The organism is Luteimonas sp. TWI596, assembly GCF_039674105.1.
Lineage (GTDB): Bacteria > Pseudomonadota > Gammaproteobacteria > Xanthomonadales > Xanthomonadaceae > Luteimonas.
This window is the reverse complement of record NZ_JBDJMU010000011.1, coordinates 77,296-102,634: the sequence shown is the minus strand read 5'-3', so window position 1 is coordinate 102,634 and position 25,339 is coordinate 77,296. Positions and strand designations below refer to the sequence as shown.

Genomic DNA, 25,339 nt, shown 5'->3' with positions numbered 1-25,339 from the left:
CGTAGCGGGAAGGAGGCGCCGAGTCTAGGCGGTGGCGCGCGGCGGCGGATGAACGCCGCGCTCAGGCGCCCATGTAGCGCCCGGGCCGATGGTTGAACAGCAGCACCAAGTTGAGCACCAGCACGCCGAGCGCCGAGTACAGCACTTTGGAGGGCGGCAGTACGGTCAGCGAGACCAGCATCAGCACCGCGTCGAAGCCCAGCTGCAGCTTGCCCGCACTCCAGCCGCGGCTGCGCTGCAGCCAGACCACCACGATGCCCACGCCGCCCAGGCTGGCGCGGTGGCGGATGAACGACAGGATCCCCATGCCGACCAGCGCACCGCCAAACACCGCCGAGAACAGCGGCGTCATCGAGTCGAACGGTGCCATGCGCGGGATCAGGTCGGCGACGACGCCGGTCACGCCGACCGCGAGGAAGGTCTTGAGGGTGAACTCCCAGCCCATGCGCCGCACCGCGATCCAATAGAACGGCAGGTTGAGCAGCACGAACAACAGGCCGAAATGCGCGCCGGTCGCGTAGTGCGCCAACAACGCCATGCCGGCCACGCCCCCGACCATCAGGCCGCCGGTGGCCAGGATCGACATCCCCAGCGCACTGACCAGGCTGGCCAGGATCAGGCCCTGCACATCTTCGGCGACGGTATGGCGCTGCGGCAGCGGCGCCGGGGCGGCCACGGCCACGGCCGCGGCCACCTCGGCAGCGTCGGGCACGGGGTCGAACGCGCCAGGGCGGGAATTGGCGGACACAGAAGGGAGATCCGGATATTGTTGCAGCGCAGCATAACGCCTGCGGGCCATCGCCGTCATTGCGCGCGGCACCCCGCCCGCGTCGTGGTCAACGTCAGTGACGCTGCGGCCGCTGCCGCTGTTGGGCGTCTATCGCGCCAGCAAGGCAGCGGTCGAGGCGATGACCGAATCGCTGGCCGTCGAGGTCGAACCACTGGGCATCCGCGTGCGGCTGGTCCTGCCCGGCCGGGCACCGGAGACGCGCTTCGGCGAGAACGCACGCGCGCACCTGCGCGGCGTCGACCATCCCGCATACGGGCCGCTGGTCGAACGCGTGCTCACCGGCTTCCGCGAGACCGACGGCCCGGTCACCCAGGCCTTGGACGTGGCCGAGGCGATCTGGCGGGCGACGACCGAGCCCGGGACACCGATGCGGATCGCGGCCGGCGCCGACGCCGAGGCCTGGATGGCCGAGGCCGGTTGAGCCTGCGCCGGCGGCGCGGCGTCAGTCGCGTCGCCGGCGGACCGGGATCGCGCTGGCCGGGAATCGCGCGAGTTCCTCGCCGCCGTCGCGGATCGGCGCCCCCGGCTGCGGCGCCCAGGCCATCGCGGTGATCCATTCCCAACTCGCCGGCAGGCCGTCGGCCTCGCGGAACTGTTCGTAGTGCGCCGCGGCCGCGGCGAAGCGCGCGCGTCCGGTCAACGCACGACGACGACCGGCCAGCGCGTTGGTCGCACCGACCGCGCGCAGCTCGCGCATCAGCGCGGCCATGTCGGGGTGATGGTGGACGGCGACCTCGCGGTCGAGCACCGGATTGCGGAAGCCGGCCTGCATCAGCGCGTCGCCAAACTCGGCGATCGACGCGAACGGGCTGACGTGCGGCACCTCGTCGGCATGGCCGAAGGCCTCGCGCAGTTCGATCAGCGTCTGCGGGCCGAAGGTCGAACACAGCAGCAGGCCGTCGGGGCGCAGCACCCGACGAAAGCCGGCAAACGCGGCCGCCAGGTCCTCGACCCATTGCAGCGACAGGTTGCAGAACAGCACGTCGACGCTGTCCTCGGCGATCGGCAGTGCGCGCAGATCGGCGCAGACCCGGTCGACGGGGCGCTGCAGGCCGAGGCGGTCGCGCCAGCCGGCGCGCACCGGCGCCTGCTGCAGCATCGGCAAGGCCAGGTCCACCGCCACGATGCGCGCCTTGGGCCAGCGCGCGCGCATCGCCAGCGCGGCATGCGCCGGGCCGCTGCCGACATCGAGCACGCAGCCGGGCACGCGGTCGTCGAGATAGTCCAGCGACTCGAGCAGATGCGCCTCGACCTGCCGTTGCAGAGCGGCGGCGCCGGCGTAGCTCGACGAGGCGCGCGAAAACGCCCGGCGGACGTGGGTGCGATCGAAGATGGCGGTCATGGGGTCGGCGATTCGGGGCGGGGAAACGGCGCGCGCTAGGCCGCGACCGTGGACAGGAACGCGAGCAGATGCTCGGCCACGGCATCGGCGTGGGTCAAAAACGGCGCGTGGCCGGCGTGCGCGATCGTGTGCGCCTGCGCGCCGGGGGCCTGCGCAGCGGCCGCGTGCATCGCCTGCGGGTCCACCAGCCGGTCGCGCCGACCGGCCAGCCACAGGCTCGGCACGGTGAGCCCGGGCAGTGCCGCACGCAGGTCGACGCTGCGCAGCAGCTGCAGCCCGTCGACGAGCGCATGCGCGGCCGGCTCGCCGCGGGCGAAGACTTCAGCGCGCAGCGCGCGCACCTCGCCGCGCGCATCGTCCGAGCCGAAGGCTTCCAGCGCGATGAAGCGGTCGAGCGTGCCGCGGTAGTCCTCGCGCAGGCCGCGCGCGAAGTCGCGGAAGACCTCCGGCGCCATGCCGTGGGTCCAGTCTTCGCCGCGCACGAAGCGCGGACTGGCGCACAGCATGGCCAGTGCGGTCACCGTGTCCGGGCGGCTCGCCGCAGCCTGCAGCGCGAACAATCCACCGAGCGACCAGCCCAGCCACGGCGCTGGCGGCAACCGCGACGCAAGCGCATCGACCACCAGGGCGAGCGCCAGCGGCACGGTGGCCTCGCGGCTGCGTCCATGACCCGGCAGGTCCACGCAGTAAACGGTGCGGTGAGCGCGCAGGCGCGCGACCAGCGGCGCGAACACGCCGCCATGCATCGCCCAGCCGTGCAGCAGCACCAGCGGCGGCCCGTCGCCGCCGACCTCGATGTGCAGGCCACTGCCGTCGTCGGGCAGCGTGGCCGCGGGGGACATGTCGTGCATCGTCGGTGTGCCTTCGTGGGTCATGCGCCCTTGTCCCCGCGCAGCGCGCGTGTGCGGCGCGGGCTGCTGGCCGCCGGGCGTGCGACCAGCAGCGCGAACGCGACGATGCCGCCGGTCACCACCAGCGCGCCGATCAGCGCCCGGCCCTGCGGCCAGGCTTCGTGCAGGAACAGCGCGCCCAGCAGCGCGGCGAACAGCAGTTCGGCCGCCTGCATCGCTTCGGCCGCGCCGAGCGCGACCGGGTTGTGCCGGACCATGCCGGTGGCCTGGAAGAACAGGATTGTCGCGATCACGCCGGCGCTCAGCGCCACGCCCGCCGCCAGCCAGACCTGCGACAGCGCGGGCGGGCCGGCCTGGTGCCAGGCGAAGGCCGCCACCACCAGCCACAACGGCTGGCTGGCCAGCGTCAGGCCGAACACGCGCTGGGTCGCGCTGAGGTCCTCGCCGGTGCGCTCCAGGTGCAGCAACAACAGGCGGTTGCCCAGTGGATAGGCGATCGCCGCGGTCAGCACGCAGGCCAGCGCGATCCAGCCCGCCGCATCCAGGCCCGCGCCGCCGTGGCCGAACTGCATCAGCAGCACGCCGACCAGGATCGCCGCCGCCACCGCCAGCGCGGCCGGCGGCACGCGGCGACGGGCGTCGCGATAGAGCAGCGGCGCGCACAACATGCCGGCGATCACGGTGAACTGGAAACTGCCGGCGACCAGCCACGCCGGGCCGCTGGACGCGGCGAACGACAGCATGCAGTAGAACAGCAGGAAGCCGATCGCGCTGCAGCGCAGCCACGCCCAGGGATGTGCGGCGATCGCACGCAGGACCGGCGCGGCACCGCCCTGCCAGGGCATCAGCGGCAACAGCAGCGGCAGGGTGATGAAGTAACGCAGGCAGGCGGTCCAGGCCCAGTGGCCGCCGCCGCTGGCGCTGGCGCGGTTGAGCACATAGGTCAGCGTGAAGAACAGCGCCGAAGCGAGTGCGATCGCCACCGCCAGCAATGCGCGGCGGGTGTCTTGGGGCTGCGTGCTCATGCCGGGATCGCAGACGCTGTCGGTGCCAGCGCATCGCGCGCGGCGGCGAGCGCATCGACCAGCGCGTCGATCTGGGCGTCCTCGTGGGTCGCGGCGAGCGTGATGCGCAGTCGTGCCTGGCCCTCGGGCACGGTCGGCGGGCGGATCGCCGCGACCCAGAAGCCGGCGGCATCGAGTGCCTGCGACAGCGCGAGCGCGGTCGCGTTGTCGCCGCAGCGCAGTGGCTGGATCGGTGTGTCGGACGGCATCAGGTCCAGGCCCGCGCGCGCGGCGCGTTCGCGCAAGCGCTGCACCAGCGCGCCCAGCCGCTCGCGGCGCCAGTGCTCGTGGCGCGCCAGCCGCACCGCGGCCAGCGTCGCGGCGGCCTGCGCCGGCGGCAGTGCGGTGGTGTAGACGTAGGGCCGCGCGGTTTCGGCCAGGTGCGCGACGAGGTCGGTATCGCCGGCCACCACCGCGCCGTAGCCGCCGAGCGCCTTGCCCAGCGTCAGCAACTGCAGCGGCACCGCGTCGACACCGAGGCCGGCCTGGGCGACGCTGCCGCGGCCATCGGGCCCGCACACGCCGATGCCGTGCGCGTCGTCGACGTACAGCAGCGCCTGCTGCGCCTGCGCGACCGCGGCCAATGCGCGCAATGGCGCGATGTCGCCGTCCATGCTGAAAACGCCGTCAGTGGCCACCAGCGCCGCGCCGCCCGGCAGGCCCTGCAACTGGCGCAGCGCGCCTTGCGCGTCGCCGTGCGGGTAGCGGCGCAGCCGGCAACCGGCCAGCCGCGCAGCGTCGATCAGGCTGGCGTGGTTGAGCCGGTCCTGCACGCAGGCATCGTCCTCGCCCAGCAGCGCCTGCAGCACCGCGAGGTTGGCCGCAAAGCCGCTGCCCAGCAGCAACGCCGCCGGCACCTGCAGCCAGTCGGCGACCTCGCGCTCGAGCGCGACATGGCGGGCGTGATGACCGCAGACCAGGTGCGAGCCGCCACTGCCGACGCCGTCCTCAGTCGCCGCATCGCGCAGCGCCGCCACCACCCCCGGATGCTGGGCCAAGCCGAGGTAGTCGTTGCCGCAGAAGTTCAGCAGCCAGCGGCCATCGACCTCGCAGCGCATGCCGTCGCGGCGCGCGACCGTGCGCCGCCGTCGGCGGGCGTGGCGGGCCTCGCGCGCCAGCCGCGCCGCGCGCGCGCGTTCGCGCAGGTCGGGCCGCTCAGGCGACATCGCCGCCCGCGTCCGCGCGTGCCGGCGTCATGCCGCGCAGCTCGCCGGGTGCTGCGGCAGTTCGATGATGTCGGCGTGCACGGTGCCCGGGTGGTCGTGATCGGCGGCATCGACCATCACCTGCATCGGCCGCAGGCCCAGGCGCGCGAACAGCGCCAGGTCGCGCTCGGTGTCGGGGTTGCCGGTGGTCAGAAGCTGCTCGCCGTAGAAGATCGAGTTCGCGCCGGCCAAAAAGCACATCGCCTGCAGCTCGTCGCTCATGTCCTGGCGCCCGGCCGACAGCCGCACCATCGAGCGCGGCATCAGGATCCGCGCGACCGCGATCGTGCGCACGAAGTCGAATGGGTCGATCTGCTCGGTGCCATGCAGCGGGGTGCCTTCGACCTGCACCAGCCGGTTGATCGGCACCGAGTCGGGATGCGCCGGCAGGTTGGCCAGCGTGCGCAGCAGACCGGCGCGCTGGCGGCCGCTCTCGCCCATGCCGACAATGCCGCCGCAGCAGGTCTTCAGGCCCGCCTCGCGCACGTGCTCGAGGGTGTCGAAGCGGTCCTGCAACTCGCGCGTGCGGATGATCGCGTCGTAGTACTCGGGGTCGGTGTCGATGTTGTGGTTGTAGTAGTCCAGGCCCGCGTCCTTGAGCGCGCGCGCCTGCTCGCCGCTGAGCATGCCCAGCGTGGCGCAGGTCTCCAGGCCCAGCGCTTTGACCTCGCGGATCATCGCCGCGACCTTCGGGATGTCGCGGTCCTTGGGCGAGCGCCACGCCGCGCCCATGCAGAAGCGGGTCGCGCCGGCGGCCTTGGCCTGGCGCGCCTTCTCCAGCACCGCCTCGGTGGCCATCAGCTTGGTCGCATCGACGCCGGTGTGGTAACGCTGGGCCTGCGGGCAGTAGGCGCAGTCCTCCGGGCAGCCGCCGGTCTTGACCGACAGCAGCGTGCTGACCTGGACCTCGGCCGGATCGAAGTGCTCACGATGCACCTGCGCGGCGCGGAACAGCAGCTCGGTCAGCGGCAGCGCGAACAGCGCCTCGACCTCCGAACGGCTCCAGTCGTGACGCAGGATGGGCTGGCCGGCGGTATCGCGGGCGTGGCTGACAACGGACATGGCGGTTTTCCGACGGTCGCGGCGGGATAGGGCCGGCAGTCTGGAAAGCATGACGCAGGCTGTCAACCAGATGCCGGCCTCGCCGGTTGACGAGCGCCGTGCCCATCGCTGGCTGCGGCGGCTGTTCGCGGCGCGCTGCCTGGTATGCGAGGCACGCGGCGACGACGGCCGCGCGCTGTGCGCGGCCTGCGCGGCGGCGCTGCCGTGGACCGGGCCGGCCTGCGCGCGCTGCGCCGTCCCGCTGGCGGCCGGCGACACGCTATGCGGCGGGTGCCTGCGTCGCCCGCCGCCGCTTGATGCGACCTACGCGGCCTTCGTCTACGGCTTCCCGGTCGACCGCCTGCTGCCGCGGCTGAAGTTCCACCGCGACCTCGCCGCCGGCGCCCTGCTGTCGGCGTCGATGGCGCGGGCGCTGGCGTCGCGGCCCCGGCCCGACGCGCTGGTGCCGGTGCCGCTGCATCCGGCGCGGCTGCGCGGGCGCGGCTACGACCAGGCGCTCGAACTGGCGCGTCCGCTGGCCCGTGCGTTGGCGCTGCCGCTGCGCACCGACCTGTTGCGCCGGTCCCGGGCGACCGCGCCGCAGTCCCGCCTCGATGCGCCGGGCCGGCGCCGCAATGTCCGGGGCGCATTCGTGGCCACGGCCCGTGGCCCGCTGCCCGCGCACATCGCGCTGGTCGACGACGTCATGACCACCGGCGCGACCCTGCGCGCGGCCGCGTTGGCGCTGCGTCGCCTGGGCATCGCACGCGTCGATGCCTGGGTCTGCGCGCGGGTGCCGTGAGCGCGGCAGGTAGGATGGGCCGACGTCCCCACACGGTCCTGCCCATGTCGAGAGCACGCCTGCTGCCCCTCCTGCTTGCCCTGTCCGCGCTCGGCGCGCTGTCCGGTTGCGTCGAGCGACCCGCCGAGTCCGCGGTTTCCGAGCGCTATGTCGACATTGAATTGCACCTGGAGCCCGCGCGCGATGCGCCGCCGGGCAGCGAGACGACCCGCGCCTGGACCACCGACGACGGCCGGACACTTCACCTGCGCCACGTCGATACGATCCCCGGCGCCGATGTCCGCTCGGTCCGCGCCGAGGTTCTCGGCGATCGTCCCGCGATCGTGGTCGAACTCACCCCGCCAGGCGCCGCCCGACTCAAAGCACTGACCACCAACCATATCGCCCGGCAGTTGGGCCTGGTCGCCAACGACAGACTGCTGATCACCGCACGCATCGCCGGCCCGTTCTCTGACGGCTTCCAGGTGTCGACCGACACGCTCGAGGACGCCGAACGCCTGCGTCGCTCGTTGGTGGTCGGCGACGACCGGTAGCTGCCCCCACCCCAGCCCTCCCCCGCAGGCGGGGGAGGGAGCGAAGCGCGCGCACTTTGGGAGAGCGCTCGATTGGGCGAGGAGGACTGGATGGCGTGCGCAATGCGCGCGCATTGCTCCCTCCCCCGCCTGCAGGGGAGGGCTGGGGTGGGGGCGACCGCACGGCCCCGCCGCCAACGCCCGGCCGTCAACCGCGCAGCGCGCGGGCGTGGTGGGCGATGTGGTCGCCGATGAAGCTGGCGATGAAGTAGTAGCTGTGGTCGTAGCCGGGTTGCATACGCAGCTCCAGCGGATGGCCGGCGGCGGCGCAGGCGGCCTGCAGCAGCTGCGGACGCAGTTGGCTGTCGAGGAACTCGTCGGCCTCGCCCTGGTCGATCAGCAACGGCAGCCGCTCGCTGGCCGTGGCCACCAGCGCGGTCGCATCCCAGGCCTGCCAGGCGGCGCGGTCGTCGCCCAGATACGCCGAGAACGCCTTCTCGCCCCACGGCACCTGGCTGGGCGCGACGATCGGTGAGAACGCGGACACGCTGCGGTAGCGCCCGGGGTGCTTGAGCGCGATCACCAACGCGCCGTGGCCGCCCATCGAATGGCCGCTGATCGCGCGTGCGTCGGTGGTCGGAAAGTGCGCCTCGATCAACGCAGGCAGTTCGCGCGCGATGTAGTCGTGCATGCGGTAGTGCGCTGCCCACGGCGCCTGCGTGGCATCGACGTAGAAGCCGGCGCCCTGACCGAGGTCGTAGCCCTCGGCGTCGGCCACGCCCTCGCCGCGCGGGCTGGTGTCAGGCGCAACGACGATCACGCCATGCTCGGCGGCATAGCGCTGCGCACCGGCCTTGGTGATGAAGTTCTGCTCGTTACAGGTCAGGCCGCTGAGCCAGTACAGCACCGGCAGCGGGCCGCGCTCGGCCTGCGGCGGCAGATACACTGCGAACCGCATCGTGCAGCCGAGTGTGTCGGAGGCGTGTTCGTAGACGTCCTGCCAGCCGCCGAAGCTGGCGCGATGTTCGTTGCGTTGCATGAGGCGCTCCTGCATGCCGGCCTTTAGCCGACCCGTGTATTGATCAGTGCATCGAGCTGCGAGAGAAGGCGCAGCAGCGGTTGGGTATCGGGCTGCCCGTCGAGATTGCGATGGGCGGCCACTACCACGTCACTGCGCGGTGGCCATTGGCCACCGGCGCGTGCCTCGTGCAGGCTTGGCAGGAACACCTGCGCCAACCAATGCTCAAACGGCATCTCGTCGAGGCCGAACGGTGAATCCACTGCGCGCGGCGCGCCCACCTCGCCTTCGACCCAGCCCAGCGCGCGCAGCGCCTGCTCGATCGGCTCGACCAGGGCCGCGCGCGGATCGACCTCACGCGGTCTACGCCGGGCGTCGAACCAGCCCACGGCCGCGACTCAGTAATGGACCACTGAGCGGATCGACTTGCCTTCATGCATCAGGTCGAAGGCGTCGTTGATCGCGTCCAGATCCATGGTGTGGGTCACGAACGGCGCGAGTTCGATCTCGCCCTTCATCGCGTCCTCGACCATGCCCGGCAGCTGCGAGCGGCCCTTGACCCCACCGAACGCGGTGCCGAGCCACTTGCGCCCGGTGACCAGCTGGAACGGCCGCGTGCTGATCTCCTGGCCCGCGCCGGCGACGCCGATGATCACGCTCTGGCCCCAGCCACGGTGCGCGCATTCGAGCGCGGCGCGCATCACGTTGACGTTGCCGATGCACTCGAACGAATGGTCCACACCCCAGCCGGTCATTTCGACGATCACCTGCTGGATCGGCTGCTCGAAGTCCTTCGGGTTGACGCAGTCGGTGGCACCGAACTCGCGCGCCAGTTCGAACTTCGACGGATTGGTGTCGACGGCGATGATGCGCCCGGCCTTGGCCTGGCGCGCGCCCTGGATCACCGCCAGGCCGATGCCGCCCAGGCCGAACACGGCCACACTGTCGCCTTCCTGCACCTTGGCGGTGTTGTGCACCGCGCCGATGCCGGTGGTCACACCGCAGCCGAGCAGGCAGACATGTTCGGGGTTGGCGTCGGGATTGATCTTCGCCAGCGAGACCTCGGCGACGACGGTGTACTCACTGAACGTCGAACAGCCCATGTAGTGGTAGATCGGCTCGCCGTTGTACGAGAAGCGCGTGGTGCCGTCGGGCATCACGCCCTTGCCCTGCGTGGCGCGCACGGCGACACACAGGTTGGTCTTGCCCGACTTGCAGAACAAGCACTCGCCGCACTCTGCGGTGTAGAGCGGAATCACGTGATCGCCCGGCTTGACCGAGGTCACGCCCTCGCCCACTTCGACGACGATGCCCGCGCCCTCATGGCCGAGCACCGCGGGGAACAGCCCTTCCGGATCGTCGCCCGACAGCGTGAACGCGTCGGTGTGGCAGACACCGGTGTGGGTGATCTTCACCAGCACCTCGCCGGCCTTGGGCGGCGCGACGTCGATCTCGACGATCTTCAGCGGTTGCCCGGGGGCGAAGGCGACAGCAGCACGGGATTTCATGGCGATGACTCCAGGGAACGTCAGGACAGGAACACGCAGGCGATGGGCCGCTCAGCGCAGGTAGGAGCGGACCAGCGCGATGGCGTCGTCGATCGAGGCCTGCCGCCGGTCGGCACTGCTGGCCCCGGCGAGCTCTTCGCGCAGGTGACTTTCGAGCACACCGGCCATCAGGCCGTTGACCGCGCCGCGGATCGCGGCGAGCTGCTGGAGCACCGGCGCGCAATCGGTCCCGGCTTCGAGCGCGCGCTCGAGCGCGTCGAGCTGGCCGCGCATGCGGCGCACACGGGCGAGCACACGCTTCTTTTCCTCGGGCGAATGGGGCATGGTCGGCCTGCGGGCTTGGTACTGGGGTGGAGTATATCGCGAAGCCGACAGGCGCGTGCAAGCCGCCCTGGCATGCATGCCTCTGGCCACCTCAGGCCGTGCGACTGCACGTGGCCGAGAGGCTGTAGCGCCGCCATCGATAGGACTGCTTGCGGCACGAACTTCTTCGCCTCGATGTCGTGGCTTCGCCCCAGACGTGCATTGTTCACGACGACAAGCCCTCGCCCAATGCGTCGACCATGCTTGATGTTCATCGAACTCACGCGGCTTCGACCGCATGGTCGACCCCTGGACCGCTCGCAGCGCCGTAACCCCCGCTTACAGACCGGCTTGTTTACACTGGTGCCCCGCTCCTCGTACCACAGCATGGACAAGCAATCGATCATCGAGACGCTTCGACGTCGCGTGCCGGGTCTGCTCGGCATCTATGCCTTCGGTAGCCGGGTCAACGGACAGGCGGAGTCGCACAGCGACCTGGACCTCGCCGTCCTGGTCGAGGGCTATGCCGAGCCGGTGGCCTTGTGGCAGTTGGCAGGCGATCTGGCCGGGACGGTCGGCTGCGATGTGGATCTGTTGGACCTGCGACGTGCATCGACGGTCATGCAGCACCAGGTGCTGACCCGCGGCGAACGGTGGTGGGCCTCGGATGTACGTGCGGGTCTGTTCGAATGCGCCGTCCTCGGCGAGAAACTGGAGCTCGATCGCGCGCGCGCCGGGTTGCTGTCGGACATCCGCAGGGAGGGACGCATTCATGGCCGATGACGTGCTGTTGAACAAGGCGGCGACGATCGAGCGCTGCGTCCGCAGGGCGCGCGAAGAGTACGCGCACAATCCCGCGACGTTCGGTGACGACTACACGCGCCAAGATGCCGCGATCCTGAACATCCAGCGCGCCTGCGAGGCGGCGCTGGACATGGGTCAGCACGTGATCCGGCGCGAACGCATCGGCATCCCCCAGAGCGCTCGCGATGTCTTCGCCCTACTCGCAGCCGCGAACTGGATTGATGGCGATCTCGCCAGCGCGCTTCAACGCATGGTGGGCTACCGCAATATTGCAGTTCACGAATACCAGACGTTGCAACTTCCGATCACGATCGCGGTCATCACCCGCCATTTGGTCGAGTTCGAGGACTACGCCAAGGCACTGCTGTTGCGCGATGCACAGACCGAAGGCGGCGCGTCGAACTGACCACGGCAGGCGCATGCACCGCAAACAGCCGGCTCACCCGGTGTTCTGGATGCCCGCCGCGATGCCGTTGACGGTCGAGATCAACGCACGCAGCAGGTCGTCGTCCTCGCGGTTGGCCGCGCGCCAGCGGCGCAGCAGTTCGACCTGCAGCAGGCTGATCGGATCGACGTAGGGGTTGCGCAGGCGGATCGACAGCTGCAGGCGATAGTCGTCGGCCAGCAGCGTGTCCTGGTCCTTGAGCAGCAGGATCGCGTCGCGGGTGCGGCAGAACTCCGCCGCGATCTCGGGGAAGAACACCGCATGGGCATCGCCGGCCAGCTGCGAGTAGCGCTCGAAGATATCGATGTCGCTCTTGGCCAGCAGCATCTCGACATCGTCGAGCGCAGCGCGGAAGAACGGCCAGTCGCGCGCCATCTCCCTCATCGCTTCGCGACCGTGGCGCTCGATGCCGTGCATGAGCGCGGTGCCCAGGCCGTACCAGCCGGTCAGGCCGGAACGGTTCTGCGCCCAGGCGAACACCCAGGGAATCGCGCGCAGGTTGGCGATGCCGCCTTCGCGTCGGCGCGAGGGCCGCGAGCCGATCTGCAGCCGTTCGATGACATCGATCGGCGTGGCGGCGCGGAAGTAGTCGGGGAAGTCCTCGCGTTCGTGCACCAGCGCGCGGTAGTGCGTGCGCGACACACCGGCCAGGTCGCCGGCCAGGTCCCGCCAGGCGTCCTCGCGCGGGTCGGCCGGGCGTGGTCGCAGTGTGGCCTGCAGCACCGCGGCGGCGGTCTGTTCGAGATTGCGCAGCGCCAGCGCGCGGATGCCGTACTTGCGGTGGATCACTTCGCCCTGCTCGGTCACCCGCAGCACGCCGTCGACCGAGCCGCGCGGCGCGGCATGGATCGCGCGTCCGGTCTTGCCGCCGCCGCGGCTGACCGAGCCGCCGCGGCCGTGGAAGAACGCGATGCGCACCCCGGCGGCCTGGGCCAGTGCGGTCAGTTCGACCTGGGTGCGCTGCAGTGCCCAGCGCGAGGCCAGCAGGCCGCCGTCCTTGGCGCTGTCCGAATAGCCGAGCATCACCGTCTGGCGATTGCCGCGCGTAGTCAGGTGCGCCCGATAGCGGGGATCGTCGAACAGCGCGCGCATGACGGCCGGCGCCGCCTCCAGGTCGTCGACGGTCTCGAACAACGGCGCGACGTCGAGCGGCACGTCGCCGTTCTCGACGCAGCCGGCGATGCGCGCCAGCGCCAGCACCGCCAGCGCATCGGCGGCGCTGCGCGCCATCGAGATGATGTACAGGCCGGTCGCGGATTCACCATGACTGCGGCGCAGATCGGTGACCGCATCGAACACGCCCAGCGTCGAGGCGACGGTCGCGTTGGACAGCGCGCCGTTGGCCTTCGGGGGCGCATCGAGCATGGCGTGCAGACGCTCGACACGCGCCTCGACCTCGAGCGCGGACCAGTCGCTGTCGTCGATGCGGCCGAGTACCTCGTCGTGCACGGCCGAATCCTGGCGCAGATCGAGCGCGGCGAGATGGAAGCCGAACGTACGCACACGCCACAGCAGGCGTTCGAGCGCGAACAGGCCGGCGTGATCGCCACGGTTGCCGCGCAGGCTCGTATCCATCAACACCAGATCGGCGAGGAACGCGTCGGCATCCGCGTAGCCGGCGCGGTGATCGGCATCGGTCAGGCGCAGTCGCAGCTGCATCAGATCGAGCAGGCGCCGGTACGGCATGTCGGCATGGCGCGGGTTGAGTGTGGCCTCGGCGTCGGGCAGGCGGCGCCGGTAGTCGTCGACTCGCGCCATGATCGTTTCGTCGATCGTGGCGCGGCCCAGTGTTTGCGTGAGCACATTGCCGAGCCCGCGCAGGTCGCGGCGGTACTGCGCCAGCGCCTGGCTGCGCTGGGCGCCGAGCGCGGCGCGCATGGTGTCGGCGTTGACGTTGGGATTGCCGTCCATGTCGCCGCCGACCCAGGTCCCGAAGCGCAGCACCTGCGGCAGCGCCGGACGCGTGCCGTAGACGCGTTCGATCGCGTCGCCGAGCGCTTCGTAGAACACCGGCAGTACACGGTAGAGCACATTCGACAGATAGAACCCGACGTGGTCGACCTCGTCGGCGACGGTGGGCTTGCGCGCGGGCGACTCGGAGGTCTGCCAGGCAGACGCCAGTGCCAGCCCGATCCGGGCATCGTCGGCCCGGCGTTCGGTCGGGGTGCGTTCGCGGTCGATGTCGGCGATCAGCCGCTCGACGATCGTGCGCTCCTTTTCCAGCAACACCCGGCGCACCGCCTCGGTGGGATGCGCGGTGAACACCGGCTCGACGTGCAACCGCGAAAGGCAGGCCTGCAAGTCGTCGAGCGTCACGCCATCGTCGTGCAGTGCGCGCACCGCCGCCTCCAAGCCACCGGGCTGCGGCGCGTCGCTGGCGCGCTGGTAGTCGCGGCGACGGCGGATGCGGTGCACACGCTCGGCGAGGTTGACCGCACCGAAATAGGCGGCGAACGCGCGCACCAGCGCCTCGGCATCGTCGGTGGCGACCTGCGACAGCCCCTCGGCCAGCGCATCGACCGGCGTACCGGACTCGCGCCGTGCGATCGCCGCGCGCCGCAGCGCCTCGACGCGCTCGAGCAGCGCCGGCGAGGCTTGTTCGGCGAGCATGTCGCCGACCATCGCGCCGAGTCGGCGGACATCGTCGCGCAGCAGGGTATCGGTACGCGCGAACTCGACTTCGCGCAGCGGCAGGGCGGACTCTCGGGTGGCGTCTGGCGTCATCCCGACAACTTACACAAGCCGGGCCCGTGGTGGGTGACGGCCGCGCGTCAGTAGGCGAACTCGCGGAACACGCGATCGATGTCGCCCTGCCAGGGGCCGTGGTAGAGCGCGAGCTTCTGCTCGGCCGGGGTCTGCCCCGACTCGGCGATCTCGATCAGCGTGTCCAGGAACACGCGCTCGTCCTGGCCGTCGCCGTTGTGGCGGGCGCGACGCTGCAGGCCGGCGGCGGAGATCTTCAGCGCCTCGACCGCGAGATCGCGCAGCGTGCCCGTGCGCCACGGCGTGGCGAGCGCCTGCCGGGGCACCGCGTCGCGCAGCGCGTTGCGCTCGGTGAGCGTGAGGTCGCGCACCAGGTCCCAGGCGGCATCGAGCGCGGTGTCGTCGTAGAGCAGGCCAACCCAGAACGCGGGCAACGCGCACAACCGGCTCCAGGGGCCGCCGTCGGCGCCGCGCATCTCCAGGTACTTCTTGAGCCGCACCTCCGGGAACGCGGTGGTCATGTGATCGGACCAGTCGCGCAGCGTCGGCAGCTGACCGGGCAGCGCCGGCAGCCGGCCGCGCAGGAAGTCGCGGAAACTCTGACCGCTGGCGTCGTGGTAAACCCCATCGCGATAGGAGAAGTACATCGGCACGTCGAGCAGGTAGTCGACGTAGCGCTCGTAGCCGAAGCCGTCCTCGAACACGAAGTCCAGCATGCCGGTGCGATCGGCGTCAGTGTCGGTCCAGATGTGCGAGCGGTAGCTGAGAAAGCCGTTGGGCTTGCCTTCGGTGAACGGCGAATCGGCAAACAGCGCGGTCGCCACCGGCTGCAGCGCCAGCGACACGCGGAACTTCTTGACCATGTCCGCTTCGGACGCGTAGTCCAGGTTGACCTGCACCGTGCAGGTGCGGGTCATCATGTCCAGGCCGAGCGTGCCGACCTTGGGCATGTAGTCGCGCATGATCCGGTAGCGGCCCTTGGGCATCCACGGCATCTCGTCGCGCCGCCACTTGGGCTGGAAGCCCATGCCCAGAAAGCCCAGGCCGAGCGCTTCGGCGACCGCGCGCACCTCGCGCAGGTGCGTGTGCACCTCGCTGCAGGTGGCGTGGATGTCGATCAGCGGCGCGCCCGACAGCTCCAGCTGTCCGGCCGGCTCGAGCGTCACCGACGCACCGTCCTTGAGCAGGGCGACAGTGCGGCCGTTCTCGTCGACCGGCGCCCAGCCGAAGCGAGTGAGCCCGGTCAGCAGCGCCTCGATGCCCTGCGGTCCATCGAAGGTCGGCGGGCGCAGGTCGGACAGGCGGAAGCCGAACTTCTCGTGTTCGGTGCCGATGCGCCAGTCGGCGGCCGGCTTCTCGCCCGAGGCCAGCACCTCCACCAGTGCGTTGCGGTCGGTGATCGGCGTATCGGCGACGTGGCTGGGGCTGGACAAGGCGATGATGCTCGGCGGAAATGGCGGGGACAGCCGCAGGCCAGCCGCGGAATCCGCGCACTATACCGGTTGCTTCGGCGGCGATCGTTGAGCGGATCGGGCCGCAGATTTCCGCCGATGCAGCGCTCGCCCCGGCGACGCTGGACGCCTGCCGGGGCGACCGCACGATGCCCGGCGCGTGGCGCGGTCGCATTCACGTCCAGATGAATGTGGGCAGGCGCAGGCGCGTCCGATCATCCGTGACTCCAATCACAGCCAGGCACCGGGTTTGCGCCCATAGTGGTCGCTCGCGATCGCTGCGACATCGTGTCGCACCGCGCTGTCGCACGCCGTATCGGCTGGATGCCAGTCGCCGCATGTCGCGACGCAGGACAGGGAGGTGCTCCGAGGTCATTGCTGTATCGACGCATCGCATTGGCTGCGCGTCGACCCGCATCGATGCTGCATCGCCTTCGACGCCATGCCGGACCGCACCGCCGGGCGGCCCGGGGTACTTGCGACACGCTCTTTCCGGCGCATTCCCTCTCGAGGACCATCCATCGACACAAGGAGTTTTACGATGAAGCATGTGACCGTACTGGGGTTGACCCTCGCGCTAGGCGCACTGAGCGCCAGCGTCGCGAGCGCCGAGCCCTTGAAGTTCGAAAGGTTGGGCGAGAAGGCCCGGTTCATCCACGGCGACGACCTGGTGACGGGCATCCAGCCCGAGAACGCCACCACCGGCCGGCCTCCGACCCTGTTGCAGAAGGCCGCGGGCCTGACCACGATCATGGCCACGCGCGAGGGCGACCAGTTCATCGCGACGATGGACCCGCGCGACGTCGCACTGTTCGAGCAGGCGATCGAGGCCCTGGAGGTCCTGGGCCGCACCCCCGCCGCAACGCCCGGGATGCCCCCCTCGCTGCCCCGGACCGACGGCCTGCCGACGGTTTCGCCCAAGGTCGTCATCGGCGCCGACAATCGCGTGCAGGTGACCAACACCACCGTTGCACCGTTCTACAACATCGGCCGCATCGGCATCGGCTGCACCGGCACGCTGATCGGGCCGAAGCATGTGCTCACCGCCGGGCATTGCGTCTCCAACGGGGCGGGCAGTTTCTATTCCAGCCTCAACTTCACTGTGGCGCAGAACGGCAGCTACCAGCCCTGGGGCACGACGTCCTGGAGCCGGGTCATGACGACCGCCGAATACCACAACGGCGGCAACACCAACTACGACTACGCGCTGATCGTGCTCAGCGCGCCTGCGCACGGCGGCTACGCGGCCTGGGGCACCTACGGCGGCGGCACGCACACCATCACCGGCTACCCGGGCGACAAGCCGTTCGGCACGATGTGGCGGCACTCGGGCACGGTCAACACCAGCGGCTCGTTCCGACTCTGCTATACGATCGACACCGCCGGCGGCAACAGCGGCAGCGGCATCTACGACAGCGGCTATGTCGTGCGCGGTGTGCACACGACCGGCTCGTCGAGCCAGAACTGCGGGACACGGATCACTGCCACAGTGCAGAACACGGTGCAGAACTGGATCTCCGCCAACCCCTGACCGGCGCGTTGCCGTTGCAGGCCGACAACCGCCATGGCGTCCCGGGCACGGGCGCCATGGCGTTCCTTCCAGACGCCACGGGAGACGCCATGAAATCGATGCTTGCCGCCCTCGCCCTGCCGGTGCTGCTGACCGCCTGCGGCGCCACGCCCCCGTCCACCCAGCGCGCACCGCTGGAAGCGGCGACGATCGCGGGCAGCGCCGAATCGCCCGATCCGGTGCTCGAGCGGGTCCAGGCGCTGGAACGGCGCGGCGTCGTCAAGGACGTCGTGATACAGGAATCGTTCCCGGTGCAGATCCGCCTGCGCGCGCCGCGCGAGGTGATCGACGAACTCGAAGCGATGCCGCGGGTCGGCGTGGCGCGTCCGACCGCGCCGCAGTAACGCACCGGGCGCCTCGCACCGGGCGCCTCGCACCGGCTAGTCGGCGCCGGCAGCGGGTGCGCCGATCTCCATCCAGCGCGCGACCACCGCGCGCAGTTCGTCGACGCCGGCCTTGGACTCCGACGAGAAGGTCTGCACGCTGACCTGATCGCCGTGCTGGGCCTGCAGTTCGCGGCGCACCGCCTGCAAGGTGTTGCCTGCCGCGCCGCGGCCGAGCTTGTCGGCCTTGGTCAGCAGCGCGTGCGCCGGCGTGCCGTTGCGGACCGCGAACTCGATCATCTGCCGGTCGTAGTCCTTGAGCGGGTGGCGGATATCCATGACCACCACCAGGCCGCGCAGCGCCTGGCGCTGGGCGAAGTAGTCGGCGATGAACGCCTGCCAGTGCGCTTGCAGTTCGCGCGGCACCTTGGCGTAGCCGTAACCCGGCAGGTCGACCAGGAACCGGCGCTCGTGCGGCGGCAGCTCGAAATACACCAGCTGCTGGGTGCGGCCCGGGGTCTTGGACACGCGCGCCAGCGCGTTCTGCCGGCACAACGCATTGAGCGCGCTGGACTTGCCGGCGTTGGAGCGACCGGCAAACGCGACCTCGAAGCCATCGTCGGGCGGAAGCTGGCGCGGAACGTGCGCGGCGAGCAAGTACGCGGCGCGGTTGAAAGGATTGGCCATCGGCATAGCTTGGCACACCGCCCCTGCGGCGTCCGGTCGCGGTTTGACCGCTTCGGGTCCGCCACACATAATTTCAACCCTCGCGAGCCGCATTCCGCCGGCCGCAGCGTCGAGAATTCTCGGAGCCCAGCCATGCGCCACGCTCGCGTCTTTGCTATCGCCGGCCTTGCCGCCCTCGTGGTCGGCGCGGTCGCGTTCGCCCAGTCCACCGTGGCGCCGCTGCCCGATGCCCCCGAGGTGGAGGCCGTCGATCTGGACAGCCATCCCGACGTCAACGCGGTCGCCGCGCTGGCCAAGGCGCGTCCGGGCGATGCGCAGAAGGGCGGCCAGTTGGCCGGCACCTGCGCCGCCTGCCATGGCGTGGACGGCAATGCCGATGCCGCGCCGACGGTCTATCCGCGCATCGCCGGCCAGGGCGAGCGCTACATCGCCCGCCAACTCGCGCTGTTCAAGAGCGGCGAGCGCATGAGCCCGATCATGCAGCCGTTCGCCGCGATGCTCAGCGCGCAGGACATGCGCGACCTGGGCGCGCACTACGCGCTGCAGAAGAGCGGTGCGGGCATCGCCGACGATGCGGTCGTCGAAGGCGGGCCCTACGACGGCATGAATTTCTACGAGATCGGCCAGACGCTGTTCCGCAGCGGCGACGCCAGGCGCGGCATCCCGGCATGCATGGCCTGCCACGGCCCGGCGGGCAGCGGCAACCCGGGCCCGGCATATCCGCACGTCGGCGGCCAGCAGGCCTGGTACAGCGCCGCGCGCCTGCAGGCCTACCGTGCCGGCGAGACCCACGAGGCCGACCGCCATCTGTTCGACATCATGGCCACGGTCGCCAAGCCGCTGACCGACCAGGAAATCGAGGCACTGGCCAGCTACATGCAGGGCCTGCACCAACGCCCCGACCCGAAGATGCTGGCCGCGATCGAGGCCCAGGCCGCGGCGATGCCGGCACCGGCCACGCCGCCGGCCGAGCAGCCGGTCCCGCCGACCGACGAGACTGCCGACCAGGCCCAACAGGGCGACGGCGCCGCCGATACGGCCCCGGCTGCCGACGCGCCCGCCGAGCCGGCGCCCGCGACCGAGTGAGTGCGCCGCCGGGCGGGGGCCATGCACGGTCCCGCCCGATCCCGTATTGTCCGCAACGCCGGCCGGGCTTCCCGCGCCGGCGTTCGCGTGTCTGCCCCACCCTGTGTCCATCCCCGTGTTCCCGGCCGGCCTGCGCCGCGCCGCTCCAGGAGTCCACGCCGCCATGTCCGTCTCCCGCTCCGTTTCCGCCTGGTGCCGCTGGCTGGCCTGCGCGCTGCTCGCGCTGGCGGCCGCCCTGCCCGCCGCCGCGCAGTCGCCCGCGCCGGTGGAGAACGTCGACTACGCCGTGATCGAGGGCGGCACGCCGTGGCAGCCGCTCGATGGTCACATCGAGGTGGTCGAGGTGTTCTCCTACGGCTGCATCCACTGCTTCCATTTTCAGCCGATGATCGACGCGTGGCTGGCCCGGCAGCCGCGCGATGTGCGCTTCACCTATCTGCCGGCGGTGTTCACCGCGGGCGACCCGTTCGCGCGGGCGTTCTTCGCCGCGCAATCGCTCGGCATCGACAAGCGCGCGCATGCCGCGGTGTTCGACGCCGTCCACAAGACCGGCCAGCTGCCGCGCAGCGGTGCGAGCCTCGATGCGCTGGCGGCGTTCTACGCCGCGCACGGCGCGCCGTCACAGGCCGCGTTCAAGACCGCGATGACCAGCGCACAGACAGACGAGCGACTGAACGCGGCGCAGGCCTTCGCGCGGCGCAGTGGCCTGCAGGGCACGCCGACGCTCATCATCAATGGCCGCTACCGGGTCCAGGCGCGTACCCTCGAGGGCGCGCTGACGATCGCCGACCAGCTCATCGCCCGGGAACGCGTCCGGCCCTGAGCCGACGCGCCGCCGCCACACCGGCGACCGGGCCCCCGTACCGACCGCTCACATCGAGAGACCGTCCATGAAGATCCGCCATTCCCTGCTGGTGCTGCTCGCCCCCGTCCTGATCGCCGCCTGCGGGCAGCAGCCCGACCCGGCCGCCACGCCCGACGCCGCGCCGACCGCGCCGGCCAGCGCCCCCGCAAGCGAGCAGACGCCCGCGCCCGACGCGACCCAGCCGCCGGCCGCCGAGCCGAGCCCCGGGGCAGAGGCCGCCGCACCGGCCCCCAACCACAATCCGGTCGTCGCGCCCGAGGGCCCGGCCCCGGTCGCCGGCACCGACTACGTCGTGATCGACAACGGCCAGCCGTTCGCGCAGACCGCCGGCAAGATCGAGGTCGCCGAAGTGTTCGCGTACTGGTGCGGCCATTGCGCGGCGTTCGAGCCGCTGCTCAACGCCTGGAAGGCCAAGCTGCCCGACGACGTGCATTTCGTCGCCGTGCCGGCGACGTTCGACGATCGCGACCAGTTCCCGCGTGCGTTCTATGCCTCCGAGGCGATGGGCACGCTGGCGCGCACCCACGATGCGACGTTCAACGCCGTCCACATCGAACGCAAGCTGCGTCAGAACGCCGATGCCGACAGCATCGTGGCGTTCTACGGCAGCCTGGGTGTGGACCCGCAGCGCTTCCGCAGCACGATGCAGAGCTTCGCGGTCAATGCGAACCTGGGCCGGGCACGGCAGTTCGCGATGCGCAGTGGCGTCGACGCCACGCCGACGATCATCATCGACGGCAAGTACCGCGTGATCGGCGGCCGCTCGCTCGAGGACGTCCTGCGCATTGCCGATCACCTGATCGCAACGGAGCGTGCCGCACGCTAGGGCCGATGTCGCAGCCCGACCCCACGCCCGCCCCAGTGTCCGAACCCGCACCGCAGCGCCTGCGGCTGCTCAGCGCCAACATCCAGGCCGGTTCGAGTACGCGCCGCTACAGCGACTATGCGACCCGCAGCTGGTCGCACGTGCTGCCGGCCGGCAAGCGCACCGCGCTCGACGCGATCGCGGCGCTGGCCGGCCGTCACGACATCGTCGGCCTGCAGGAGGCCGACCCAGGCAGTTGGCGCTCGGGCTTCACCAACCAGACCCACTACCTCGCCGAGCGCGGCGGCTTCGCGTTCTGGAGCCACCAGCCCAACCGCCGCGTCGGCGCGGTCGCCTCCAGCGCCAACGGGTTGCTGAGCCGGCTCGAGCCGGTCGAGGTCATCAACCACGCCCTGCCCGGCCGGATCGGCGGCCGCGGCTTGCTGCTGAGCCGGTTCGGCGAGGGCACCGAAGGCCTGGTGGTCGCCATCGCGCATCTGTCGCTGGGGGCACAGTCGCGGCGCGCGCAGCTGACCTTCATCTCCGAGGTGCTGCAGGACTATCCCAACGCGGTGCTGATGGGCGACTTCAACTGCACCTGGGACCGCCCGGAGATGGACGTGCTCTACCGCGGCACCGAGCTGCAACCACCGGCCTGCGCCGTGCATACCTTCCCCAGTTGGCGACCGCAGCGCGCGATCGACCACATCCTCGCCACGCGCACACTGCAGTGCACGAACATGCAGGCGTTGCCGGCGGCGTTCTCCGATCACCTGGCGCTGTCGACCGAGCTGGTGGTACCGGCCGACGCGCTGCGCCGCTGAGTCGCGCGCCCTTCTGCGAGCGGCCGCTGCGCGGCGAGCGCGTAGAATGCCGCGATGACCAACACGCCCAACCCCGTCGTCCGCCTCAAGAACGCCTGGCGTTCGAGTCATCCCTGGATCTTTCAGCGCCTGGTCGACAAGCCCGCGCAGCGGCCCAAGCCCGGCAGCATCGTCGAGGTCGTCGGCGTCGACGGCGAATGGATCGGCCGCGGCTTCTACAACGGCCATTCGCGCATCGCCGTGCGCATTCTCGAAACCCATCCCGATGTCCCGGTCGACGCGGGCTGGTTCTCGCGCAAGATCGCCGACGCGGTCGCGCTGCGCCGCGAGGTGCTCGGGCTCGACGCCGTCTCCGACGCCTGGCGCGTGGTGCACAGCGAAGGCGACGGCATCAGCGGCCTGGTCGTCGACCGCTATGGCGACCTGCTGGTGGTCGAGTTCTTCAGCGCCGGCGCGTTCCGCCACCGCGACTGGATCTTCGAGGCGCTGCGCGAGCAGTTCCCCGGCTGCCGGTTCCACAGCTTCGCCGACGAGCATGTGCAGAAGCAGGAGAGCTTCGACTTCCGCGGCAGCACGCCCGCCGAGCCTGCGATCATCACCGAGCACGGCGTGCGCTTCCGCGCCGACCCGGCCGGGGCGCACAAGACCGGCTTCTTCGCCGACCAGCGCGAGAACCGCGAATGGCTCAGCCGCCAGGTCGCGGGCAAGCGCATGCTCGACCTGTGCTGCAACACCGGCGGCTTCGGTGTCTACGCAGCCGTGCGTGGCGCCAGCGAAGTGGTCGGTGTGGACATCGACGAGGACGTGATCGAGATCGCCAAGGGCAATGCCCGCCTCAACGATGTGCGCATCCGCTTCGTGCAGGCCGACATCTTCCCGTGGCTGCGTGATGCGGGGAACGCGGGCGACGCCTACGACGTCGTCGTGCTCGACCCGGCCAAGATGACCCGCGATCGCGACCAGGTGATCCCGGCGCTGAAGAAGTACCTGGACATGAACAAGCTGGCGCTCGGCGTGGTGAAGCCGGGCGGCCTGCTGGCGACGTTCTCGTGCACCGGGCTGGTCAGCGAGGAGCAGTTCCTGGACATGCTGCGCCGCGCGGCGTTCTACGCCGGCCGCACGATCCAGGTGCTCAAGGTCGCCGGCGCCGGCCCCGATCACCCGTTCCTGGCGCACGTGCAGGAATCGCGCTATCTCAAGGCGGTGTTCTGCCGCGTGCTCGACTAGGGTGACGGCGCGGCTGCGGCCCGGCGCACGCCGGGCGCTGTGGGGCGTGGCGGCACTGACGCTCGCCGCGCTCGCGGGCAGCGTCTGGTGGGAGCGTCGGCACAGCGAACCGCCACTGCTCGGTCCGCCACCGGCGGGCCTGCCGGCACGCCTCGAGCTGGCGGCCGGCGACGGGCATCGCGGCGCGGTCGACGACGATCGTGCACAGGCGCGCTTCGACGACCCCTACGGCATCGTGATCGCGGCCGACGGCACGGCGTTCGTCGCCGAGGGCGGCGCATCCAACCGCATCCGGCGGATCGGCGCCGACGGCCGCGTCGACACCCTCGCCGGCGGCGCGGAGGGATTCGCCGACGGCCGCGGCGCGCGGGCGCGCTTCCACACGCCCTCGGGTCTGGCGATCGACGCCGCCGGCACGCTGCTGGTCGCCGACACCGGCAACCACGCGATCCGCGCCGTCGCGCCCGACGGCACGGTGACGACCCTCGCCGGCACCGGCGAGGCCGGTTTTGCCGACGGCCCGGTGAGCCAAGCGCGCTTCCATGCGCCGACCGGCGTTGCAGTCGACACGTCCGGCCGGATCTTCGTGGCCGATGGCTTCAACGACCGCATCCGTGTGATCGAGCACGGCCAGGTGCGCACGCTGGCCGGCGACGGCCGGCCGGGTTTCGCCGATGGCGCCGGGGCGCAGGCGCGCTTCGACACACCGAGCGGAGTCGCCGTCGACGCCGACGGCCGCGTGTGGGTCGCCGATACCGGCAACCACGCGCTGCGGCGCATCGCGCCAGACGGCAGCACGACGACGCCGCTCCTGCAGGGCGACGCGCCCTCGGCGCCGATCTCGGTCGCGATCGATGCCCAGGGCCGGCTCTACCTCGGCGAACTCGCGCGCGGGCGCGTGCTGCAAGTCGCGCCCGATGGGCAGACGCACGTGCTGATCGGCCGCGACATGGACCAGCGCCTGGCGCGACCGGCCGGGCTCGCGTTCGATGCCTGGAGCCGGCTGTGGGTCGCCGACGCGGCCGCGCATCGCGTGCACCGCATCGTGCAGGTGCGCCCGCAACGCGCCAAGCAGAACCTCGCCAATGCCGCCGTCGGTCCGGCACCCGACATCGCGCTGCCCGACACCCGCGGCCGCTGGCCGCTGGCGCCGCAGGACGGCTGGCACGAGGTCGTCGGCACGCTCGGCGAGGTCCGCGGCAACTTCCGCGGCGAGTCGCGCAACCACCTGCATGCGGGGTTCGACGTGCGTGGCGATGTCGGCACCCCGGTGCTGGTGATCGCCGACGCCAAGGTCGCCAGCCCGTTCGCCGCCGCCGGATTCGGCGACCAGGCCGAGCATCTGGTCCTCGACGAGCTGACCTACATGCACATGCGCGTGGGCCGCACGCCGCGCGGCGAGGCGCTCGATCCGCGCTTTCAACTGATCGCGGGCGACGACGGGCGCACCGCGCGCGTGCGCATCCCGCGCGGCACGCGGCTGCGCGCCGGCGATGCGATCGGCACGATCAACGCGCAGGCGCATGTGCACCTCATGGTCGGCCCCCCCGGCTATCAGCGCAATGCGATCGGGCTGCGCTTCCGCAACTTCGTCGACACCGTCGCGCCGCGCATCGATGACCTCGCCCTGCTCGACGCGAGCGACCAGCCGATCGTCGCGCGCGAAGACGGCCGGCTGCGCGTGCCGCGCGCGGGCGGTGGCGTGCAGATCGTCGTCGAGGCCTGGGACCAGGTCGACGGCAACCTGGCGCGCCGGCGCCTGGGCCTGCACGCGCTGGGCTGGCAACTGCTGACGGCCGACGGCACGCCGCTGCCCGGCTTCGAGACCCCGGTGATGACGATCGACTTCGACCGCATGCCGCCGCATCGCGAGGCGGTGCGCGTGGCCTACGCGGCCGACAGCGGCATCACCGTGCACGGCGCCTCACGCACGCGCTTCCGCTATGCGGTCAACAACGTGGTGCGCGACGGCCGCCTCGAACCGGCGCTGTGGGATCCGGCGACGCTGACGGCCGGCGACTATGTGCTGCGCGCAGTGGTGCGCGATGCCAGCGGCAACACCGCCACGCGCGCGCTGCCGCTGCGGCTGCATTGAGGCGCGTGCGGCGCCCCG

At 71.2% G+C, this 25,339-nt stretch carries 25 protein-coding genes and 1 pseudogene; 13 read left to right on the top strand and 13 right to left on the bottom strand.

Annotated features, from left to right (window positions below; translation table 11 throughout):
* Positions 1-61: 61 nt before the first annotated feature.
* Positions 62-694 (bottom strand): YitT family protein, encoded by a 633-nt coding sequence (locus ABE487_RS10465; RefSeq protein ID WP_346448556.1) that lies wholly within the window; start codon positions 692-694, stop codon positions 62-64.
* A 151-nt stretch (positions 695-845) separates the two neighbouring features.
* On the opposite strand from ABE487_RS10465, the gene ABE487_RS10460 reads away from it, so the two are divergent.
* Positions 846-1,211 (top strand): SDR family NAD(P)-dependent oxidoreductase, encoded by a 366-nt coding sequence (locus ABE487_RS10460; RefSeq protein ID WP_346448474.1) that lies wholly within the window; start codon positions 846-848, stop codon positions 1,209-1,211.
* A gap of 21 nt (positions 1,212-1,232) precedes the next feature.
* Here ABE487_RS10460 and bioC read toward each other — a convergent pair whose 3' ends face one another.
* The 5 genes from bioC to bioB all read right to left on the bottom strand — a co-directional run bounded on the left by bioC (position 1,233) and on the right by bioB (position 6,314).
* Positions 1,233-2,132 carry a malonyl-ACP O-methyltransferase BioC gene (gene bioC, locus ABE487_RS10455; RefSeq protein ID WP_346448476.1) on the bottom strand — a complete coding sequence of 300 codons (900 nt, stop codon included), beginning with the start codon at positions 2,130-2,132 and terminating at the stop codon, positions 1,233-1,235.
* A 35-nt stretch (positions 2,133-2,167) separates the two neighbouring features.
* Positions 2,168-2,935, bottom strand: a complete 768-nt coding sequence (bioH, locus tag ABE487_RS10450; protein ID WP_346452787.1) for a pimeloyl-ACP methyl ester esterase BioH — start codon at positions 2,933-2,935, stop codon at positions 2,168-2,170.
* A 68-nt stretch (positions 2,936-3,003) separates the two neighbouring features.
* The gene (locus tag ABE487_RS10445) at positions 3,004-4,008 is read right to left on the bottom strand and encodes a multidrug resistance efflux transporter family protein (RefSeq protein ID WP_346452785.1); all 1,005 of its coding nucleotides are present in this window, start codon (positions 4,006-4,008) and stop codon (positions 3,004-3,006) included.
* Positions 4,005-5,213 (bottom strand): 8-amino-7-oxononanoate synthase, encoded by a 1,209-nt coding sequence (gene bioF / locus ABE487_RS10440; RefSeq protein WP_346452892.1) that lies wholly within the window; start codon positions 5,211-5,213, stop codon positions 4,005-4,007. The genes ABE487_RS10445 and bioF overlap by 4 nt, the downstream gene beginning before the upstream one ends.
* Positions 5,214-5,240: 27 nt before the next feature.
* The gene (bioB, locus tag ABE487_RS10435) at positions 5,241-6,314 is read right to left on the bottom strand and encodes a biotin synthase BioB (RefSeq protein WP_346441898.1); all 1,074 of its coding nucleotides are present in this window, start codon (positions 6,312-6,314) and stop codon (positions 5,241-5,243) included.
* 49 nt (positions 6,315-6,363) lie between these two features.
* Between bioB and ABE487_RS10430 the strand changes: the two genes are divergently transcribed.
* Entirely contained in the window at positions 6,364-7,095 is a 732-nt protein-coding gene (locus ABE487_RS10430; protein ID WP_346452059.1) for a double zinc ribbon domain-containing protein, read from the top strand.
* Positions 7,096-7,139: 44 nt separating this feature from the next.
* Positions 7,140-7,628: a hypothetical protein gene (locus ABE487_RS10425; protein ID WP_346452058.1), complete on the top strand. Its 489-nt coding sequence runs from the start codon at positions 7,140-7,142 to the stop codon at positions 7,626-7,628.
* 187 nt (positions 7,629-7,815) lie between these two features.
* Here the strand turns inward: ABE487_RS10425 and fghA are convergent, their stop codons facing one another.
* From fghA to frmR, 4 genes are read right to left on the bottom strand one after another with little or no spacing between them, the layout of a single operon-like run.
* Positions 7,816-8,646, bottom strand: coding sequence for an S-formylglutathione hydrolase (gene fghA, locus ABE487_RS10420; protein ID WP_346452057.1), 831 nt, complete (start codon positions 8,644-8,646; stop codon positions 7,816-7,818).
* 23 nt (positions 8,647-8,669) lie between these two features.
* Positions 8,670-9,014: a YqcC family protein gene (locus tag ABE487_RS10415; RefSeq protein WP_346452056.1), complete on the bottom strand. Its 345-nt coding sequence runs from the start codon at positions 9,012-9,014 to the stop codon at positions 8,670-8,672.
* A gap of 9 nt (positions 9,015-9,023) precedes the next feature.
* The gene (locus ABE487_RS10410; RefSeq protein WP_346452055.1) at positions 9,024-10,133 is read right to left on the bottom strand and encodes an S-(hydroxymethyl)glutathione dehydrogenase/class III alcohol dehydrogenase; all 1,110 of its coding nucleotides are present in this window, start codon (positions 10,131-10,133) and stop codon (positions 9,024-9,026) included.
* Positions 10,134-10,184: 51 nt separating this feature from the next.
* On the bottom strand, positions 10,185-10,457 hold the full coding sequence (frmR, locus tag ABE487_RS10405) for a formaldehyde-responsive transcriptional repressor FrmR (RefSeq protein ID WP_346441903.1): 273 nt from the start codon (positions 10,455-10,457) through the stop codon (positions 10,185-10,187).
* A 246-nt stretch (positions 10,458-10,703) separates the two neighbouring features.
* On the opposite strand from frmR, the gene ABE487_RS10400 reads away from it, so the two are divergent.
* Both ABE487_RS10400 and ABE487_RS10395 read left to right on the top strand, forming a co-directional pair.
* Complete coding sequence (locus tag ABE487_RS10400) at positions 10,704-11,219, top strand: nucleotidyltransferase domain-containing protein (protein ID WP_346448487.1); 516 nt, start codon at positions 10,704-10,706, stop codon at positions 11,217-11,219.
* The gene (locus ABE487_RS10395; protein ID WP_346448488.1) at positions 11,209-11,646 is read left to right on the top strand and encodes a DUF86 domain-containing protein; all 438 of its coding nucleotides are present in this window, start codon (positions 11,209-11,211) and stop codon (positions 11,644-11,646) included. The genes ABE487_RS10400 and ABE487_RS10395 overlap by 11 nt, the downstream gene beginning before the upstream one ends.
* A gap of 33 nt (positions 11,647-11,679) precedes the next feature.
* Here ABE487_RS10395 and ppc read toward each other — a convergent pair whose 3' ends face one another.
* Both ppc and ABE487_RS10385 read right to left on the bottom strand, forming a co-directional pair.
* Positions 11,680-14,409 carry a phosphoenolpyruvate carboxylase gene (gene ppc, locus ABE487_RS10390; protein WP_346452054.1) on the bottom strand — a complete coding sequence of 910 codons (2,730 nt, stop codon included), beginning with the start codon at positions 14,407-14,409 and terminating at the stop codon, positions 11,680-11,682.
* A 47-nt stretch (positions 14,410-14,456) separates the two neighbouring features.
* Positions 14,457-15,821: a glutamate--cysteine ligase gene (locus tag ABE487_RS10385; protein ID WP_346441905.1), complete on the bottom strand. Its 1,365-nt coding sequence runs from the start codon at positions 15,819-15,821 to the stop codon at positions 14,457-14,459.
* Between the two features lie 559 nt (positions 15,822-16,380).
* Here ABE487_RS10385 and ABE487_RS10380 point away from each other — a divergent pair.
* Both ABE487_RS10380 and ABE487_RS10375 read left to right on the top strand, forming a co-directional pair.
* Complete coding sequence (locus ABE487_RS10380; RefSeq protein ID WP_346452053.1) at positions 16,381-17,370, top strand: trypsin-like serine protease; 990 nt, start codon at positions 16,381-16,383, stop codon at positions 17,368-17,370.
* Positions 17,371-17,459: 89 nt separating this feature from the next.
* Entirely contained in the window at positions 17,460-17,753 is a 294-nt protein-coding gene (locus ABE487_RS10375) for a hypothetical protein (protein ID WP_346441907.1), read from the top strand.
* Positions 17,754-17,789: 36 nt separating this feature from the next.
* Here the strand turns inward: ABE487_RS10375 and yihA are convergent, their stop codons facing one another.
* Complete coding sequence (yihA, locus tag ABE487_RS10370; protein ID WP_346448493.1) at positions 17,790-18,419, bottom strand: ribosome biogenesis GTP-binding protein YihA/YsxC; 630 nt, start codon at positions 18,417-18,419, stop codon at positions 17,790-17,792.
* 132 nt (positions 18,420-18,551) lie between these two features.
* Here yihA and ABE487_RS10365 point away from each other — a divergent pair.
* From ABE487_RS10365 to ABE487_RS10340, 6 genes and pseudogenes are all read left to right on the top strand, one after another.
* Positions 18,552-19,322, top strand: a pseudogene (locus ABE487_RS10365) (cytochrome c4); the annotation flags it as partial.
* Positions 19,323-19,668: 346 nt separating this feature from the next.
* Positions 19,669-20,328: a thiol:disulfide interchange protein DsbA/DsbL gene (locus tag ABE487_RS10360; protein ID WP_346441909.1), complete on the top strand. Its 660-nt coding sequence runs from the start codon at positions 19,669-19,671 to the stop codon at positions 20,326-20,328.
* Positions 20,329-20,395: 67 nt separating this feature from the next.
* The gene (locus ABE487_RS10355; protein WP_346441910.1) at positions 20,396-21,196 is read left to right on the top strand and encodes a thiol:disulfide interchange protein DsbA/DsbL; all 801 of its coding nucleotides are present in this window, start codon (positions 20,396-20,398) and stop codon (positions 21,194-21,196) included.
* A gap of 5 nt (positions 21,197-21,201) precedes the next feature.
* Positions 21,202-21,999 carry an endonuclease/exonuclease/phosphatase family protein gene (locus ABE487_RS10350; protein ID WP_346441911.1) on the top strand — a complete coding sequence of 266 codons (798 nt, stop codon included), beginning with the start codon at positions 21,202-21,204 and terminating at the stop codon, positions 21,997-21,999.
* A gap of 54 nt (positions 22,000-22,053) precedes the next feature.
* On the top strand, positions 22,054-23,226 hold the full coding sequence (locus tag ABE487_RS10345) for a class I SAM-dependent rRNA methyltransferase (protein ID WP_346441912.1): 1,173 nt from the start codon (positions 22,054-22,056) through the stop codon (positions 23,224-23,226).
* Position 23,227: 1 nt separating this feature from the next.
* Positions 23,228-25,321 carry an SMP-30/gluconolactonase/LRE family protein gene (locus ABE487_RS10340; RefSeq protein WP_346441913.1) on the top strand — a complete coding sequence of 698 codons (2,094 nt, stop codon included), beginning with the start codon at positions 23,228-23,230 and terminating at the stop codon, positions 25,319-25,321.
* The last annotated feature ends 18 nt before the right edge of the window (positions 25,322-25,339 follow it).

Coding starts and splice junctions, on each gene's coding strand:
- bioC (WP_346448476.1), bottom strand. CDS start 2,132: ATGACCGCCATCTTCGATCGCACCCACGTCCGCCGGGCGTTTTCGCGC.
- ABE487_RS10445 (WP_346452785.1), bottom strand. CDS start 4,008: ATGAGCACGCAGCCCCAAGACACCCGCCGCGCATTGCTGGCGGTGGCG.
- bioF (WP_346452892.1), bottom strand. CDS start 5,213: ATGTCGCCTGAGCGGCCCGACCTGCGCGAACGCGCGCGCGCGGCGCGG.
- bioB (WP_346441898.1), bottom strand. CDS start 6,314: ATGTCCGTTGTCAGCCACGCCCGCGATACCGCCGGCCAGCCCATCCTG.
- ABE487_RS10430 (WP_346452059.1), top strand. CDS start 6,364: ATGACGCAGGCTGTCAACCAGATGCCGGCCTCGCCGGTTGACGAGCGC.
- ABE487_RS10425 (WP_346452058.1), top strand. CDS start 7,140: ATGTCGAGAGCACGCCTGCTGCCCCTCCTGCTTGCCCTGTCCGCGCTC.
- fghA (WP_346452057.1), bottom strand. CDS start 8,646: ATGCAACGCAACGAACATCGCGCCAGCTTCGGCGGCTGGCAGGACGTC.
- ABE487_RS10410 (WP_346452055.1), bottom strand. CDS start 10,133: ATGAAATCCCGTGCTGCTGTCGCCTTCGCCCCCGGGCAACCGCTGAAG.
- frmR (WP_346441903.1), bottom strand. CDS start 10,457: ATGCCCCATTCGCCCGAGGAAAAGAAGCGTGTGCTCGCCCGTGTGCGC.
- ABE487_RS10400 (WP_346448487.1), top strand. CDS start 10,704: ATGTTCATCGAACTCACGCGGCTTCGACCGCATGGTCGACCCCTGGAC.
- ABE487_RS10395 (WP_346448488.1), top strand. CDS start 11,209: ATGGCCGATGACGTGCTGTTGAACAAGGCGGCGACGATCGAGCGCTGC.
- ppc (WP_346452054.1), bottom strand. CDS start 14,409: ATGACGCCAGACGCCACCCGAGAGTCCGCCCTGCCGCTGCGCGAAGTC.
- ABE487_RS10380 (WP_346452053.1), top strand. CDS start 16,381: ATGAAGCATGTGACCGTACTGGGGTTGACCCTCGCGCTAGGCGCACTG.
- ABE487_RS10375 (WP_346441907.1), top strand. CDS start 17,460: ATGAAATCGATGCTTGCCGCCCTCGCCCTGCCGGTGCTGCTGACCGCC.
- yihA (WP_346448493.1), bottom strand. CDS start 18,419: ATGGCCAATCCTTTCAACCGCGCCGCGTACTTGCTCGCCGCGCACGTT.
- ABE487_RS10360 (WP_346441909.1), top strand. CDS start 19,669: ATGTCCGTCTCCCGCTCCGTTTCCGCCTGGTGCCGCTGGCTGGCCTGC.
- ABE487_RS10355 (WP_346441910.1), top strand. CDS start 20,396: ATGAAGATCCGCCATTCCCTGCTGGTGCTGCTCGCCCCCGTCCTGATC.
- ABE487_RS10350 (WP_346441911.1), top strand. CDS start 21,202: ATGTCGCAGCCCGACCCCACGCCCGCCCCAGTGTCCGAACCCGCACCG.
- ABE487_RS10345 (WP_346441912.1), top strand. CDS start 22,054: ATGACCAACACGCCCAACCCCGTCGTCCGCCTCAAGAACGCCTGGCGT.